This window comes from Streptomyces argenteolus, assembly GCF_042902585.1.
GTDB lineage: Bacteria > Actinomycetota > Actinomycetes > Streptomycetales > Streptomycetaceae > Streptomyces > Streptomyces argenteolus.
Map to the genome: position 1 here is coordinate 21,854 of NZ_JBIBEG010000009.1, position 15,265 is coordinate 37,118.

Here is a 15,265-nt window from a genome sequence, read left to right on the forward strand (position 1 = left end):
CTGGTGCGAAAGCCGCCCAGCGGGCTGCGGATCGTTGTGAACGCGAAAGCGAAGGACACCGAATGACCGAGAACGCCGCACGGCGCCTTGTCGTGCCGGAAGCCCCTCCCCTGCCTGGTGAAGCCGATGCATTCTCCGCCCGCGCCCTGCGGGCGGAGACCTCGGCACGCTTCCGCGCGGTGGTCGCGGACCTCGACGCGGGCAGACTGGACATCCCCCTGCCCGGCAAGGGCAGAACCCCCGAGCGATTCGCCGCCCTCCAGTCCGTCGCCGAGGACGATCTGTGCCTCGCGCGGCTGGTGGAGGGGCATGCCGACGCTCTGGCCGTCCTCGCCGAGCTGGGCGGTCCCGAGCCGTCGCCCGGACAGCGCTGGGGCGTGTGGGCGGCCGAACCCCCCGGCGAGGGCCTCTCGGCCACCCGGGACGCTGACGGGCAGTGGCGCGTGAGCGGCCTCAAGCAGTACTGCTCCGGGGCGCACAGCTGCACCCACGCGCTGGTCACCGCACGTGCCGAGGACGGCCGTCGTCTCTTCGCCGTCCGCCTGACGCAGGGCACGGCGGAGCCGGTCGAGGGGACCTGGCAGGCCCTCGGTATGGCCGGCTCGGACACGCCTGACGTGCGTTTCGTCTCCGCGGCGGCCGAACCGGTCGGGGCCGTCGAAGGGTACGTGAACCGGCCCGGCTTCCAGCACGGTGGCATCGGAGTGGCCGCGTGCTGGCTGGGCGGGGCACACGCGGTGGCCCGCCCCCTGCGGGGGGCGGCCGTGCGTGGCGGCGATCCCCATGCCGACGCCCATCTCGGCGCCGTCGACATCGACCTGCACGCCGCCGGTCTCCTCCTGTCTGCCGCCGCCGCCGCCATCGACGCCGACCCGCTGGATCGCAAGGGCGAGGCGCGCCTGCGCAGCCTGCGCGTGAGAGGGCTGGTGGAGGCCGTCTGCGACCGCACCCTCCGGCATGTGGGCCGGGCGACCGGAGCAGGGCCGCTCTGTCACGACCAGCGGCACGCCCGTGACGTCGCCGACCTCACCGTCTACATCCGCCAGCACCACGCCGAGCGCAACCTCGCCGAACTCGGCGCTCTCGTCAGCGGCAGGGACGGCCGATGAGCACGCGCACCGACGGCACCTCGCCGTACGCCGACGCCATCCAGGCCCCGGGCACCGACGAGAGTCTCTGGGAGAGGTGGCAGGGCTGGGAGGACCTGGCCGAATTCGCGCTCCCGCCCCGGGGCCGGGTCGTCGTGGTGGCAGCCCACCCCGACGACGAGGTGCTCGGTCTCGGCGGCACGCTCGCCCGCCTCGCGGCCTCGGGACACGACCTCACCGTGGTCTCGGTGACCGACGGAGAGGGGTCCCACCCCCGCAGCAAGGTGCTGCGCCCGCACGAACTGGCCACGATCCGCGCCGAGGAGACCCGCGCGGCCCTCGATCGGCTGGGCGCGGGGGCCGCGGAGATCGTGCGGCTGCGCGTCCCCGACGCAGCGGTGGACCGTCATGAGGAGGAGGTGCGGCGGGCGCTCGTCCCGCTGTGCTCGGGTGCGGTACTCGTCGCCGCACCGTGGACCGGCGACGTGCACAGCGACCACGAGGCGGCCGGACGGGCCGCACGCGCAGCGGCCGTCGAAGCCGACGCACCCTTCGCCGAGTACCCGGTGTGGCTGTGGCACTGGGCCCGGCCCGGCGATCCTCGCGTGCCCTGGGACCGGGCGGCCCGGCTCACCCTGTCCCCGCACGACCAGGCCCGCAAGCGGCACGCGGTCGACGCCTTCGCCTCACAGATCCGGCCGCTGGGGCCGGCGGCCGAGGATGCGGCGATCCTGCCGCCCGAGGAGCTCGCCCACCATCTGCGGCCCCGGGAGGTGGTGTTCCTGTGAGCACCCCGTCCCACTACTTCGAGGACATGTACCGCGGCCAGGAAGACCCCTGGCGCCTGCGGGAGCGCTGGTACGAACAGCGCAAGTACGCCCTGACCCTGGCTTCGCTGCCCAGGCCCCGGTTCCGCCGCGCCTTCGAGCCGGCGTGCTCCGTGGGGCAGCTCACGCGCCTCCTCGCCCCGCGGTGCGACCGGCTGATCGCCGCCGACCGGGTCGCCTCCGTGGTGGAGACCGCCGCCCGGCGCACCGAGGACCTCGACCACGTGGAGGTCGTCCGGCTCACCGTGCCGGAGGAGTGGCCTGAGGGACGCTTCGACCTCGTCGTGCTGTCCGAACTCCTCTACTACTTCGACGGGGCACGACTGGACGAGTTGCTGTCACGCACCGCCGGCTCCCTCGAACCGGGCGGGACGCTGGTCACCGTGCACTGGAACCACCCGGTGCCCGAGCACCTGTCCACCGGCACCCTGCTGGCCGAACGGCTCGCCCACGAACCGGGGCTGCTGCTGCGGGCCGACCACCGGGAGGAGGACTTCGTCCTCCAGACCTTCAGCCGTGCCCTGCCCGACGGGACGGCGCCCCTGTCCCCCGCCGGCTTCGAGGGGCTCGTGTGACGGAGATTTCTGCCATGGCCGTGGTGATACCGGCGCACAACGAGCAGGTCCTGCTTCCCGCCGCCCTCGCCGCGGTGGACCGGGCAGCCCGGCACCCCGCCCTCGCCTCCACCCGGCTGGTCGTGGTGGTCACCGCGGACGCCTGTACCGACGGGACACAGGAGGTCGCGCGCCGGGCGGGAGCGCTGATCGCACCGCTGGACGCCCGGAGCCCCGGGCCCGCCCGGGCCGCCGGAGTCGCGCTGGCCCTGCACACCCTCGGCCTGGACCCGGCCCGCGTCTGGATCGCCTCGACCGACGCGGACAGCGAGGTCCCGCCCCGCTGGCTCGCCCATCAGCGAGCCTGTGCCCGGGAGGGCTGGGAGGCGGTGGTCGGCACCGTCCGGCCCCACCGATGGCCTCCGGCGCTCGGCGGGGTCATCCGCGACCACATACGGAGCTACGAGGCCGCCGGCGGCCACGGGGACGGGCCGGACCTCCACCCGCACGTCCACGGCGCGAACCTGGGGGTGCGTGCCGACGCGTACGAACACGTCGGGGGGTTCCCGGCCCTGGCGACGGGCGAGGACCACGCGCTGGTGGCCGCCCTGCAGGCCGGCGGTCACCGCGTCCTGCGCACCAGGCGCTTCCCGGTCCTCACGTCCGCGCGCCTGACGGCACGGGCGCGGGGCGGTTACGGCGCTCACCTCGAACGTCTCGCACAGGACGTGCGACTGCCCGGCTGAAGGCGCGGCAACGAGACGGATCATGCGGAGCAGGGGCCGGTAGAGGGAGGACGTCGACGTTCATGACCGGTGTCACAACGACCGACCGAGAGGGGACGGGACGACGCGCCGCCATGACCCGGTGGTGGCGGCGCGTCTTCTCGTACGCGGGGGACGAGCGGGCGACCGTCCTGGTGATCGGGAAGAGCACCCTCGCCGCCACCCTCGCCTGGGTGGTCGCGTACGACCTGCTCGAAGCCCGCTCACCGGCCTTCGCGCCGTTCTCCGCCGTGCTGATCATGCAGGTGACCGTCTACCGCTCGGTCACACAGTCCCTCCGGTACGTGGGCGCGGTCGTCGCGGGGGTCCTGGTGCAGGCGGCCCTCGGTCTCCTCGTGGGCCCGGAGGTGCTGACCTTCGCGCTCGTCGCCCTGGTGGCCCTCACGATCGGGCGCTGGCACGTCCTGGGCGTCCAGGGGCCCCAGGTCGCCACCGCCGCCTTCTTCGCGTTCGCGACCTACACCTCGGCGTCCGGGGGCCTGGAGCGGTTCCTCCGGCTGGGGGAGATCGTGGTGCTCGTGCTCATCGGCTGTGCGATCGGTACGGCCGTCAACGTCCTCGTGGCCCCGCCCCTGCGCTACCGCAGCGCCGAGTACAGCATCCACAGTCTCGCCCACACCCTCCACGACCTGCTCGCCGAGATACATCCGGTACTCGCCGAGGGCGTGCCGGACCAGGAGACCACCGGACGGTGGCGGGCCCGCGCGGCGCACACCGGGGAGATGATCGGGCAGGCCAGGTCGGGTTTCCGCACGGCCAAGGAGAGCACGCTGCTCAACCCACGGCGGCTGATACGCCGTTACCGCGGTCACCCGGGTTTCCACGACTACGAGGCCGTGCTCGGAGCTCTGGAACGCACGCTCTACCAGGTGGCCGCCCTCACCCGGGGGCTCGACCGCTACGGCCAGGAGGACGAGGCGCGCAAGCCGTTCCTCCGGCGGTACGCGGCCTTCCTGGAGTCCGCCGGCGCCATCGCCGAGGTGCTCACGACGCTGGACGAGACGACCCTGCGTCAGCAGGCGAAACGCCTGGAACGCCTCACCGGCGAGGCGGAGAAACGTCGCGCCGAGGTGGCCGAGGAGACCGATCGGCTGTCCCTGTCCCTCGCCGATCCCTCAGCCCCCTACGGCATCCTCGTCATCGAGGCGACGCGGCTCATGGAGGAGTTCCGCCACACCTCCGAGGTGCTCCTCGACGCCGCGCGGGTCACCGACTGAGTGTCGCCGGAATCGTGGTCACGAGCACGACCGGCACGGGCCGTGTCACGACCGACCGGACGGTCATGGCCGTGTCGCCGATGCCCAGCATGGTGCCGACCTGGCGGGCGAGCCGGCGGTCCGCGCCGTGGGCGGACCCACTCGCACCGCTGGTTCCGTGCGGACACGAGGGTGATCGGCCTCCCGCCCCACGCCGGGCGGGTGACGGACCGGCGCCGTCAGCGGTGGCCTCTAGCCGATGCCCGCCCGCCGGGCGTGCAGTTCGGAGCGTACGAGTTCGAGCAGACGTCCTGTCCAGTTGCGGCCCCCGCCGCCGTTGTCACCCCAGAAGCCGGAGTCCGCGTCGTCGTAGACGAGGGTCGCGTCCCCGGTCGCCAGAAGTATCTCCGCCAGGTCGGGGTGCTGCGCGTACTTGGCGCGCAGGAGGGTCGTCATGACGGCGGTGCGGGCGTGTTCCCAGCCCTCGCGCCGGACGGCGTCGGCGGCCAGCCGCCTCGCCGCGTACGACGTGTCCGCGGACGCGACGGCGGTTCGCACCGTGGCGTCGGCGACCGACAGGGCCCAGTAGGCGTGGGCGGCGGACGGGTAGGTGACGCCGTCGATGCCCACGGGCGCGGGGTAGTCGTTGCGCAGACCGCCCTTGCCGGGGTCGCCGGTCCTCGTGCGCGGGTAGGAGTGGGGCACATGGATCGCCGGAGCGTGTGGTGTCACCGGGCCGTCGGCGGGAACCCGCGAGGGCCGTTCGGCGATCAGCCGGGCGCGCTCCTCGAAGTAGGCGAGAGCGCTCTCGTACGTCCTCTGGGAGACCGGCTCGTCGTCCCAGCCCTCCGTCGTGCCGCCCGGCCCGGCGACCAGCACCCGCAGCGGCCCGTCCTTCCGGTCCATGTCGCCGAGCGCGTAGTGGCGCCGGGTCTCGGGAATGGCCAGGTAAGCGGCCCGGGCGGTGGCGCGGTTCTCCTCGGTCCGGTCGGCGAGGAAGACGTCGACGGCGGCCAGGCACCGCGCGGTCGAGTCCGGCCTGCCGTTCAGCTGGTCGATGGTGTCCCGCACCTCGGCGAGCAGCAGTTCGGGGGTGAGCCAGGTGTGTGGCTCGTCGAACTTCCAGTCGGCCAGGCCGTGGGCCGACACCCTGCCGCCTTCCGGCAGGTCGGTGGCCACCCAGCCGGAGCGGAGTTTGCCCTCGAACTCGTCGAGGGTGACCAGGCCCCAGCAGTCGATGAGCCCGTCGGCGTAGACGAAGAGGTCGGTGAGGAAGTAGTTTCCGCCGTTGCGGATGAAGGTGTGACGCCACGTGCCGGGTATGCGGACGCCGTCCGCCGTTCGGTAGGTGATCCGGTTGCCGATCATCCGGTCATTCTGCCGCGTCGGGCGTCAGGGACCACCGGTCTTTTCGGCGGCCCCGCCGAGCGGCGGGGGCACGCCCATCGCCAGGAGTGCGGTGTCGTCGTCGAGGCCCTCGCCGAAGGAGTCCAGGAGCACGGCGAGTGCCTCGACGGTACGGGCGGCCGACGCGGGCGCGAGGTCACGTGTGAACGCCAGGAGGGCTTCGTCTCCGTAGCGTTCGCCGTCGGCCGTGGTGCGCGCCTCGGTCAGGCCGTCGGTGTAGAGCAGCAGTGTGTCCCCCGGCCTCAGATCCACGGTGACGGTGGTGAACTGCGCGTCCTCCACGACCCCGACCAGTTGGCCGCCCGGCGTGGGCAGCGGCTCGGCACTGCCGTCGGCACGCAGCAGCAGGGCAGGGGGGTGACCGCCCCCTGCCAGGACGACATGGAATCCCGCGCACTCCCGGGCGGGTGTGAGCAGACCGAAGAGGACGGTGCAGAAGCGTGGTTCGTCCTCCTGGAACTCACGGTTCAGCGCGGTGTTGAGGTTGGCCAGGACGGTGGCCGGTACCGGATTCGAGACCGCTGCGGCCCGCAGGGTGTACCGCGCCAACGAGGTCACCACGGCGGCGCTCGCACCCTTGCCCCGCACGTCCCCCATGAAGAACCCCCAGCGTCCGGCGGCCAGCGGGAACAGGTCGTAGAAGTCCCCGCCCAACTCGTCGGACGACGCGAAGTGGTAGCGGGCGGCGACGTCCAGGCCCGGGACCGATTCGAGGACCGGCGGGATCAGGGTGCGCTGGAGGGTGGTGGCGAGGCGGTGCAGGCGGGCGCGTTCGTGCTCCGCCTCCTGCCGGGCTCGCAGGAGTTCCCGTTCGTAGGTGCGCCGGTCCCGCGCGTCCAGCAGGGTGGTGCGGATCAGCAACGCCTCTCCGTCGGGGCCGAGCTTGACGGTGGAGGTCACCAGGACGGGCAACCGGCTGCCGTCCGCGGCCTTGAGTTCCAGGGCGATGCCGCTGACCTCACCCTGCATCCGCAGCAACGGCGAGAAGTGCGTCTCGTGGTAGAGCCTGCCGCCGATGGTCAGCAGGTCGGAGAAATGCCGTCGGCCGACCAGTTCCTCGCGGCGGTGACCGAGCCATTTCAGCAGGGTGCCGTTCACCTTGACGATCCGGCCGTCCATCAGGGTGGAGAGGTAGCCGCACGGCGCGTTCTCGTACAGGTCCTCGGCGCTGTCCTGCGGCAGGGCGGAGAACAAGGGCTCCTCCTGCTCCTGGTCCCCCTCCGTGCTCGCCCCGCCGGCCCCCTCGTCGTCCGGGTGCACCGTCACGGCCTCTCCGCGAAGGCGATGATCGCCCTGGCCGTCTCCTCGGGGGCGCTCAGCTGAGGGCAGTGCCCCGTCGAGTCGAGAGTCACCAGCTCGCTCCCGGGGATCCGGTCGTGGACGAAGGCGCCCACCTCGCGCGGGGCGATCGTGTCGTGCGCACTCTCGGCGACGAGCGTGGGGACGGTCACCCCGGCGAGGTCCGCGCGGTTGTCGGACAGGAAGGTCACTCGGGCGAACACGCGGGCGATCTCCGGATCCGTCCGGCAGAAGCTGTTGGTCAGCTCCTCGGCGAGGTCGGGGCGCTCGGGGGTTCCCATGATCACCGGTGCCATCGTGGCGGACCAGCCCAGGTAGTTGCTGTCCAGCGACTCGAGCAGTTCGTCGATGTCCTCCGCGCTGAACCCGCCCCGGTAGTCACCCTCGTCGATGTACGACGGCGACGGGGTGAGGAGGATCAGCTTGTGGAAGAGTTCGGGCTCCCTGACGGCGACGAGCACACCGATCATGGAGCTGACCGAGTGACCGACGAAGGTCACGGGGCCGAGGCCGAGGTCCCGGCAGATCTCGATGACGTCCTGCACGTAGCCGTCCAGGGTGGAGTACTTCTCCCGGCTCCACGCGGACGCGTCGGAGCGCCCCGCGCCCACGTGGTCGAAGCGGACCACCCGGAAGCGCTCCTCCAGGACGGGCGCGACAAGACGCCACAGGTTCTGGTCGCAGCCGAAGCCGTGGGCGAGCATCACCACCGGACCGCCCTCGCGGCCGGTCACCGATACCCGGTTCCTCTTGCGCACGTCCATGAGAACATCCTGACACCGTCGGCACGAGACGGCCCGGCGCGCCGGTGGCCCGCTCCGAGCAGCGCACATCACCCGCAGTGACGATGCCGGGCAGCGGGACGTCAGGCCCCGCACCGCACACGGGCCACCCGGGTGCGCCCGCCACGACGGGATGGGGTGGGATGCATCCCTGTCACCGGTCCCGCCACGCCGCGGTCCGGGCACACGCCGACCGAGCCGTCACACAGGGGAGACGCCGACGCATGAGCACACCACCTTCACCGCCGGAAACGGCACAGGCCGACGGGTCCCCCGTCCGGATAGGCGCCCTGGTTCCGCTGACCCGGCCCGGCTGGGTCGAAGCGGGCCGGCACCTGCTCGCCGGACTCGAGCTGGCCGTGGACGAGGTCAACGACGCCGGCGGGATCGGCGGAAGGCCCCTGGACCTGGTGGTCCGGGACACGGCGGCCGATCCACTCCGGGCCGCGGCGGCCGTGGACGAGCTGGCCCGCCTGGGGGTAGCCGCCCTGGCGGGCGAGTACCACAGCGTCGTCGCCCGGGCCGCCGCCGCACGGGCCGACGCCCTCGGCCTGCCCTTCCTCTGCTCCTCGGCGGTCCTCGACACGCTCACCGACCGCCCCACGGACCAGGTCGCACGGCTCGCCCCGGCGCAGTCCCACGGCTGGCGGATCTACGCGGACCACCTCCTGGGCGCGGGCCACCACCGCATCGCCGTGGCCGCCGAGCCGAGCGTGTACTGGGCGTCCGGGACCCGCATCCTGCGGGACCACCTCACTCCACGCGGCGGCACCGTCGTCGAACTCGACATGCGCACGCTCACCGCCGCAGACGTGTGCGACGCACTCGCGGGCAGCGGTGCGACGGCCCTCCTCCTGCTGGTCGGCGCCCCGGAGCCGGCGGTACCCCTCGTGAGGGCCGTCCGTCGCGACCAGCGGCTCACGGACGTCCTGATCGGTGCACCGGCCGGGCAGCCGGAGTTCCCCGGCTGGGTGGACGCGCTGGGCGAGGACGGCGCCGCGATCCCCTTCCTGCGCTACCTGCCCGAGCGCCTGGGCCCGCTGGGCACCCGGGTCGGCTCGGCCCTGCGTGAGCGGCTGGCCACCGCGCCGTCCTTCGTCGCGTTCGAGGGCTACGACACCGTCACCGTGCTCGCCGACGTGCTGCGTGCGCACGGCACGGACCGGGTGCGCACCGCCGCGTCCTGGCCGCGCGTCGCGGTCGAGGGCACCCGCGGGCGGATCCGGTTCTCCCGCGTACCGGGCATCGGAGTCCTCCAATGGGCCTGGGCACCGGTCCAGGTCGTCGACCGGGATCCGGCACGCCCCGATCGCTTCCGCGTCCTGCACTCCGGCTGAGGGGTCTTCGCAGGTCCGGTCGCCGCGGTCCGCCGGCGGGCGGTGGATGCCCCGCTGGCGCCCTGGGGTCCAGGTGCCGGACCGGCCCGTCGCTCCCGGTCCGGTCCGGCACCGTGCGACCGTCTCCGATGATCACGCGGTGGCCGTCACCCCCGCGGGCCTGCCGCTCGGCGTGGCTGCCGAGCGTCCGGTCAGGCGCAGAAGCCTCCGTCGACGGAGATCGAGGCTCCGGTGATGTACGCGCCGTCGGCACTCGCCAGGTGGGCCACGGTGGCCGCGATCTCGGCCGGCTCCGCATAGCGGCCCACAGCCGTGAAACCGGAGATCACCTCGGCGTTCGGGCCGTCGGCGGGGTTGGTCTCCGTGTCGGTGGGACCAGGATGCACCAGATTGACGGTGACTCCGCGCGGGCCGAGCTCTCGGGCCAGGCCCTTCGTCATCCCTGCCAGAGCCGTCTTGCTCATCGAGTACAGCGCAAGCCCGGGGAAGACCGCGCGCTCGGCGACGTTGCTGCCGATGCTGATGATGCGGCCACCCCGCTTCATGTGACGCGCCGCCGCCTGGGAGGCCGCGAACGGCGCCCGGACGTTCACCGCCAGGGTCCGATCGATCTCGGCCGGCCCCAGGTCTTCGAGTGGGCCGACGAGGAAGACCCCGGCGTTGTTGACCAGGATGTCGAGTCCGCCGAACATCGCGGCGGCCTCGTCCACCGCGGCGACGAGTGCCTCAGGGTCGGCACTGTCGGCCCGGACCGCCGATGCCCGGCGCCCGCTCTCCTTGATCCGCTCCACCACCTGCTCGGCGCGTTCCGCGTTGTTCTCGTACGTCAGGACCACATCGGCCCCTTCTTCGGCCAGGCGTACCGCCACGGCGGCGCCGATACCCCGGCTGCCGCCCGTGATCAAGGCCACGTTTCCTTCAAGTCGCTTCATGTCGTCGAGCATTGCCGTAACCACGGCCGGACGCTGGCGTCATTCGGACCTGGCGTTCGGCCTCCGGGCGGGAGGCTCGGCGGAGGACGGGCACCGCACGGCTCGGCCGCGACGGGTTCCTGTCACCTCGCCCGCTCGTACCCGAGTGGTCCATCCGCGTACGAGCGGGCGAGCAGGTCACGGAGCGTCCGGGGCCGCGCCGTGCAGGAAGAGATCCACGACGTCCTGTGCGAGGCGATCCGCCGACGACGGGGCGGAGGAGTCCTGAGGTGACGCCGGCTGGACCGTGGCCGCGAGCTCCATGAAGGCGGTGGCGAGGAACCCCGGGTCGCCGGTGCGCAGTTCACCAGCGCTGACCGCCGCCGCCATGAGGTCCGTGACGGGCTGGATGAGACCGCGCACATAGGCCGTGGAGACCTCGTCACGCCGGGCGTCGTCGAGGTGCCCGATCGCGTAGTAGATCTGGTTGCTGAGCGCGGAGTTGTAGGTCCCGTGGGCGTAGGAAGCGGCGAGGGCGAGAAGCTTGTCGCGCAGGCCGCCGGGGGTGGCGAGTGCGCTCTGGAGCAGCGCCGCCGCCTCCTGCGTGTAGTGGTCGGCGACCTCCATGAAGAGGGCGGGCTTTCCGCCGGGGAAGTGGTGGTAGAGGCTGGCCTTCCTCACATCCACGGCCTTGGCGATGTCGTCGAGGGAGACGCCTGCGTAGCCGCAGTCGGCGAGCCGACGGGCGAACTCGTCACGGGCGCGTGTACGGGTGTCGGTCTGGCGGGGCATGGCGTGCTGACTCCTGTGCCGGTACGGCGGAAGGGGCGGATGGGGGTGGTGTGCGTCGACCCACTCCCCAAACCTACCTACTGGTAGGTAGGTTTGCAACCCGTGCCTCACCGGGGCCCCACGATCGGGCCGCACGGCACCCGCATCGGGCCCTCACCCCCCTTTGTGGCGCGTGTGGATGCGATTCCACGGATGCGCTGTCGGGTATCGCTCCCCCGTGGCCGTGTTCGAGGTACTCACCGCGGTGTTCCTGGTACTCGTGGGGCTCGTCGTGGCCCTGGGGTGCTACCTGATCGGGTACGCCCTCGTGGACGGCGCCCGGCGGCGACGCGTCGTGCGCGTCGGTGTGCACACCTCGGCCCGCTGCATCCATGCCTACTACGGATCGTCCCACCCTTCCCTGGAACCACCGGAACACCCACGCAGGTTCAAGAGACGTTTCGTCCTCGGATTCACCGGACCCGACGGTGAGCTCATACGTTTCGAGGACATGTTCGTCCCCGGGACGACACGCGAGGGTGATGAACTGACCGTCGCCTACCTGCCGGGGCGACCGGCGAGCGCCGTGGTCGTGACCGGAGAGGAAAAGCCGGGCCTCGACGAGACGTTACGGATACTCGCCGCATTGTGCGGCTTCCTCGTGGTGATGGCCGCGGTCGCCTACGTGGGAGTGCTGATTCTGGAGGGTTATGCGTCGGCAGCGGCCGATCCCGACACGTGGATCGAACCGTGACGCGGAGGTTCCGGCCGGAGGGGGAATGAGGCGTTTCCCCACACGAAGATCCGCGTAGCCTCATCCCGCGTCTGCGGGCGGGCGAGGGGAAGGACAGGGGAATGAGCGGAAACGGGGGCGGGGCCGGGGCTCCGTGGAATCCGTACGGGGGCGGACAGCCGCCGGGGCCGTGGCAGCCGCCGGCTCACCGGTTGACCGTCGGGCGCCTCTTCAACCCCATCGCCGTGGGGCGTGCGGTCTTCACGCCGTCACGTCCGGATCGCGTGCAGGACCCCGCCGTGAAGAGAGTGCAGGTCCTGCGTACGGTCATCGGCCTGGTGGCCGTCACGTGGATGCTGCTCTCCTACGGGCTCGCCCCGGACGCGGACGCCGTCGTCGACGACCGCTTCGGCCAGATCCGGACCACCCTCATCGCGCTCGGGGTGACCTTCCCCGTCGCCGTCGCCGCCTTCGTCGCCGCGGCCCGACCACCCCACCGGCGGCTGTTCCTGCGCCGCGTGGGCAAGCCCGCCGGCGCATTGCTCGCGCTGGTCGCCACGCTCGCCGTGCCGAGACTGATCACAGGGCTGGGCTACGTCGACGAGGACACGGACTGGACGGCGTCCGCGGGGCGGGTGGCGCTCCTCCTCGCCCTGGGCGCCTTCCTGTTGTGGCTGGCCCCCTTCGCCCTCTACGGCATCGCACAGTCGCTCGTGCACGTCTTCCGGACGGCCGACCTCCACGAGACGGTTCCGCCGCTGCTCGCCACGTTGCTCGTGTGGGAGGTCGCCCTCTTCGACGTGTTCCGGGGCACGTACGACGGTGTGCCGTTCGGGGTGTGGGTGGTCTTCACCGCCGGGCCCCCCTCTCCGTCACCGCCGTGGCGATGTGGGAGCTGCGGCGGCTGCGCACGCGCCACGGAATCACGCTGCGGGGAGCGCTGCTCCGCTGATCTCCGGGGAGCCGATTGCCCTTCGGGCTCTCGGCTCCCATTCGGCTCCTGATCCATAACGCCGGGCAATCCCCCTTTCCTGGCAGGGGGGTTCGGCTTCGGGATCGGAGGGGATCCGACGGGCCGCCCACGCCCGAAGAGGAGGCGCACGGACGGCAAATGCCGGCGCGCGCCGCGGCGCCGGTGGCGTGCCTCCTGCGGTTGCCGTTCGATGATCCACCGATAGGCGGCACGCTGCGGGCACGCGAGGCCGGGAAGCCGTTCGGACTGGGCAGCGACGCACGGATGTCGCCCTTTGTAGCGCGTCCGACACTTCTTGTTAGCCACCCCCGTCGACGGAAATCCCTCCCTGTTAACGGAGGCTTTGACGCGGTCTTGGCAGGTGAGGCCGACAAAAGCAGCGTAAAACGGATAACCCCAAGATTGGGGCTCCCCAACCAGCACATCGTGGGCTTAACTTATGTGTCATGACCTCCCCCCGCTCCACCTACGGCAGCGGCTACTACGCCACGCCGTCGTTCCCCGACACCCCGATCTACGACTCCCTGGTCGCCGAGCGGGGGACCCCTCAGATCGCTCCGATCCGGGTCCCCGCTGCCTACGACACCGGGAACAGCTATCTGCCGGCCCTGCCGTCGGCGCTGCCCGCCCTGCCCGCGGCCCCGTCGCAGCACACCGGGTCCTACGGCTACCCGCAGCAGACGGCACAGCCGCAGTACCAGAACTCCGGGATGCAGCCCGCGCCGATGATGCAGCCCGCACAGCTGCAGCACGCACCGGCCCCGTACATCCCGCAGCAGCCCTCGGCGCCCCGCGGTTACCAGCAGCAGCCGCAACAGCAGCCGCAGCGGCCCGGCACGGGATACGAGGCGATGCGCCCCGCTACGCCGCGCCCCGCGCCCGCACCCGCCCAGTCCCCGTACGAGGACCCGTACAACCGTCCGTACCAGGGCCGGGGGTACTGAGCGGCGGGACAACCCCGCGGCAGGAGTGCTGGCAGGATGGGCGCATGCATTCCGCAGCCCTCGGCGCCGTGCGCATCCATCCCGTCAAGTCGCTGGCCGCCTGCGCGGTCGACGAGGCCGCCGTCGAGCCATGGGGACTCGGCGGCGACCGCCGCTGGATGCTGATCGACGGCGCGGGCAGAGTCGTCACCCAGCGTCAGCAGCCCCGCATGACAGTGCTGTCCGCGCAACCGCTGGCCGGTGGCGGGGTCGCCCTGTCCGGGCCCGGAGGTGAGCCGCTGCGCGTGGAGGTGCCGGAGCCGGGGCGCCTGCTCGTCGCGGAGCTCCATCGGAGCAAGGTCGATGTGGTGGAGGCGGCCGGGGCCGCTCACGCCTGGTTCAGCGCGCGCCTCGGTGCGGAGGTCCGGCTCGTCCATCTCGACGCGCCGTCGCACCGCAGGCCCGTCGATCCCGCGTTCGGCCTTCAGGGCGAGACCGTCTCGCTCGCCGACGGCTTCCCGCTGCTCCTCACCACGAGCGCGTCGCTGGACGCCCTCAACGTGCTGGTGGCGATGGGCGATCATCCGGACGAGGGACCGCTGCCGATGGACAGGTTCCGGCCGAACGTGGTCGTGGACGGCACGGCTGCCTGGGCCGAGGACGACTGGGAGCGGATCGCGATCGGGGAGGTCGTGTTCCGCGTGGTGAAGCCGTGCGGCCGGTGCGTCGTCACCACCACGGACCAGCACACGGCGGAGCGAGGCAGGGAGCCGTTGCGTACGCTCGCCCGCCATCGCCGGGCCGGCAAGGAGCTCCTCTTCGGCCAGAACCTGATCCCGGAGGGCACCGGGGTGATCCGGGTCGGAGATCCGCTGCGGGTCCTCGGCTGACGGCGCGACATCGTGGCGTACGGGGAACTGGCGCGGGTAGACGGAGTGTTGACGGCGTGAGGTTGCTCTCTCTTCGCCGACCGGGGACGTATTCGCCCTCCTGCCGGGTTATCACGGACAGGGAAGGGGGTGCATGACTGTGCGAGCGGTTCTGGGAATCCGGCGGTGGCGCCACAATCCGGTGTGCCGCCCCACCGACCGTCACGAGGCGTGGGTGGCGCTGGTCGCGCTGCTGATGATGGTGCTGGCGGCGCCGGTGCTCGGCTGGGTGTCCGGCTCCCTCACCGATGAGGCGCTCCAGCGGGTGGTGCGCTCCCAGCACGCCCAGCGCCATCTCACATCGGCCGTGGTGGTCAGAGGGGCCTCCGGCGGCTCCCTGTTCGCCCAGGACCCCGAGACCGCCGTCACGGAGGACACCACCCGCAGGTCGGTGGTGGCCGGGTGGCGTGCCCCGGACGGCACGGCGCGTACAGGCACCGTGTCGACCGCGTCCGAAGTCACCACCCCCGGCACCCGGATCCAGATCTGGACCGACCGCGAGGGCCGGCCGGCGATGCGCCCGATGGACGCCCCCACGGCGCGCACGCACGCGGTGCTGGCCGGCGTCGGTGTGGCGGTGCTCGTGGGCGGGCTGACGGAAGGCGTCCGCCGACTCGTCGTCTGGCGCATGACGCTCCGGCGCTACGAGCGGCTCGACCGCGCCTGGGCGGAAGTCGGCCCGGACTGGGGCAGAACGGGTACGGGGAGCTGACCCGAGGGGGGCGCCCGCGCCATGCGCGCACGCCCCAG

General features: G+C 72.3%; 16 protein-coding genes. 11 read left to right on the plus strand and 5 right to left on the minus strand.

The features are described from left to right. Positions 1–62: 62 nt before the first annotated feature. The 5 genes from ACFY8O_RS27195 to ACFY8O_RS27215 all read left to right on the plus strand — a co-directional run bounded on the left by ACFY8O_RS27195 (position 63) and on the right by ACFY8O_RS27215 (position 4,471). Positions 63–1,109 carry an acyl-CoA dehydrogenase gene (locus tag ACFY8O_RS27195; protein ID WP_387906751.1) on the plus strand — a complete coding sequence of 349 codons (1,047 nt, stop codon included), beginning with the start codon at positions 63–65 and terminating at the stop codon, positions 1,107–1,109. Then, positions 1,106–1,876: a PIG-L deacetylase family protein gene (locus ACFY8O_RS27200; protein WP_387906754.1), complete on the plus strand. Its 771-nt coding sequence runs from the start codon at positions 1,106–1,108 to the stop codon at positions 1,874–1,876. The genes ACFY8O_RS27195 and ACFY8O_RS27200 overlap by 4 nt, the downstream gene beginning before the upstream one ends. Continuing rightward, positions 1,873–2,490, plus strand: a complete 618-nt coding sequence (locus tag ACFY8O_RS27205) for an SAM-dependent methyltransferase (protein WP_145810081.1) — start codon at positions 1,873–1,875, stop codon at positions 2,488–2,490. Before ACFY8O_RS27200 ends, ACFY8O_RS27205 begins: the two co-directional genes overlap by 4 nt. Next, positions 2,487–3,215, plus strand: coding sequence for a glycosyltransferase (locus tag ACFY8O_RS27210; protein WP_387906758.1), 729 nt, complete (start codon positions 2,487–2,489; stop codon positions 3,213–3,215). The genes ACFY8O_RS27205 and ACFY8O_RS27210 overlap by 4 nt, the downstream gene beginning before the upstream one ends. A gap of 62 nt (positions 3,216–3,277) precedes the next feature. Next, the gene (locus ACFY8O_RS27215; protein WP_387906760.1) at positions 3,278–4,471 is read left to right on the plus strand and encodes an FUSC family protein; all 1,194 of its coding nucleotides are present in this window, start codon (positions 3,278–3,280) and stop codon (positions 4,469–4,471) included. 231 nt (positions 4,472–4,702) lie between these two features. On the opposite strand, the gene ACFY8O_RS27220 is transcribed toward ACFY8O_RS27215, so the two are convergent. The 3 genes from ACFY8O_RS27220 to ACFY8O_RS27230 are packed head-to-tail and all read right to left on the minus strand — an operon-like array spanning position 4,703 to position 7,920. Continuing rightward, positions 4,703–5,818 carry an NADAR family protein gene (locus ACFY8O_RS27220; protein ID WP_387906763.1) on the minus strand — a complete coding sequence of 372 codons (1,116 nt, stop codon included), beginning with the start codon at positions 5,816–5,818 and terminating at the stop codon, positions 4,703–4,705. Positions 5,819–5,842: 24 nt separating this feature from the next. Then, complete coding sequence (locus ACFY8O_RS27225) at positions 5,843–7,117, minus strand: PP2C family protein-serine/threonine phosphatase (RefSeq protein WP_449341831.1); 1,275 nt, start codon at positions 7,115–7,117, stop codon at positions 5,843–5,845. A gap of 2 nt (positions 7,118–7,119) precedes the next feature. Continuing rightward, positions 7,120–7,920, minus strand: coding sequence for an alpha/beta fold hydrolase (locus ACFY8O_RS27230; protein WP_387906768.1), 801 nt, complete (start codon positions 7,918–7,920; stop codon positions 7,120–7,122). A 242-nt stretch (positions 7,921–8,162) separates the two neighbouring features. On the opposite strand from ACFY8O_RS27230, the gene ACFY8O_RS27235 reads away from it, so the two are divergent. Next, complete coding sequence (locus ACFY8O_RS27235; protein WP_387906771.1) at positions 8,163–9,275, plus strand: ABC transporter substrate-binding protein; 1,113 nt, start codon at positions 8,163–8,165, stop codon at positions 9,273–9,275. Between the two features lie 191 nt (positions 9,276–9,466). Here the strand turns inward: ACFY8O_RS27235 and ACFY8O_RS27240 are convergent, their stop codons facing one another. Both ACFY8O_RS27240 and ACFY8O_RS27245 read right to left on the minus strand, forming a co-directional pair. Beyond that, positions 9,467–10,207, minus strand: a complete 741-nt coding sequence (locus tag ACFY8O_RS27240) for an SDR family NAD(P)-dependent oxidoreductase (RefSeq protein ID WP_387906774.1) — start codon at positions 10,205–10,207, stop codon at positions 9,467–9,469. Positions 10,208–10,384: 177 nt separating this feature from the next. Further along, positions 10,385–10,978 carry a TetR/AcrR family transcriptional regulator gene (locus tag ACFY8O_RS27245; protein ID WP_387906777.1) on the minus strand — a complete coding sequence of 198 codons (594 nt, stop codon included), beginning with the start codon at positions 10,976–10,978 and terminating at the stop codon, positions 10,385–10,387. Between the two features lie 217 nt (positions 10,979–11,195). Between ACFY8O_RS27245 and ACFY8O_RS27250 the strand changes: the two genes are divergently transcribed. From ACFY8O_RS27250 to ACFY8O_RS27270, 5 genes are all read left to right on the plus strand, one after another. Beyond that, positions 11,196–11,711, plus strand: a complete 516-nt coding sequence (locus tag ACFY8O_RS27250) for a DUF3592 domain-containing protein (RefSeq protein ID WP_387906779.1) — start codon at positions 11,196–11,198, stop codon at positions 11,709–11,711. 278 nt (positions 11,712–11,989) lie between these two features. After that, positions 11,990–12,694 carry a hypothetical protein gene (locus ACFY8O_RS27255; RefSeq protein WP_387906781.1) on the plus strand — a complete coding sequence of 235 codons (705 nt, stop codon included), beginning with the start codon at positions 11,990–11,992 and terminating at the stop codon, positions 12,692–12,694. A 415-nt stretch (positions 12,695–13,109) separates the two neighbouring features. Beyond that, positions 13,110–13,607, plus strand: a complete 498-nt coding sequence (locus ACFY8O_RS27260) for a DUF6643 family protein (protein ID WP_387906783.1) — start codon at positions 13,110–13,112, stop codon at positions 13,605–13,607. Positions 13,608–13,651: 44 nt separating this feature from the next. After that, the gene (locus ACFY8O_RS27265; RefSeq protein WP_387906786.1) at positions 13,652–14,476 is read left to right on the plus strand and encodes an MOSC domain-containing protein; all 825 of its coding nucleotides are present in this window, start codon (positions 13,652–13,654) and stop codon (positions 14,474–14,476) included. 133 nt (positions 14,477–14,609) lie between these two features. Further along, the gene (locus ACFY8O_RS27270) at positions 14,610–15,227 is read left to right on the plus strand and encodes an Rv1733c family protein (protein WP_387906788.1); all 618 of its coding nucleotides are present in this window, start codon (positions 14,610–14,612) and stop codon (positions 15,225–15,227) included. The last annotated feature ends 38 nt before the right edge of the window (positions 15,228–15,265 follow it).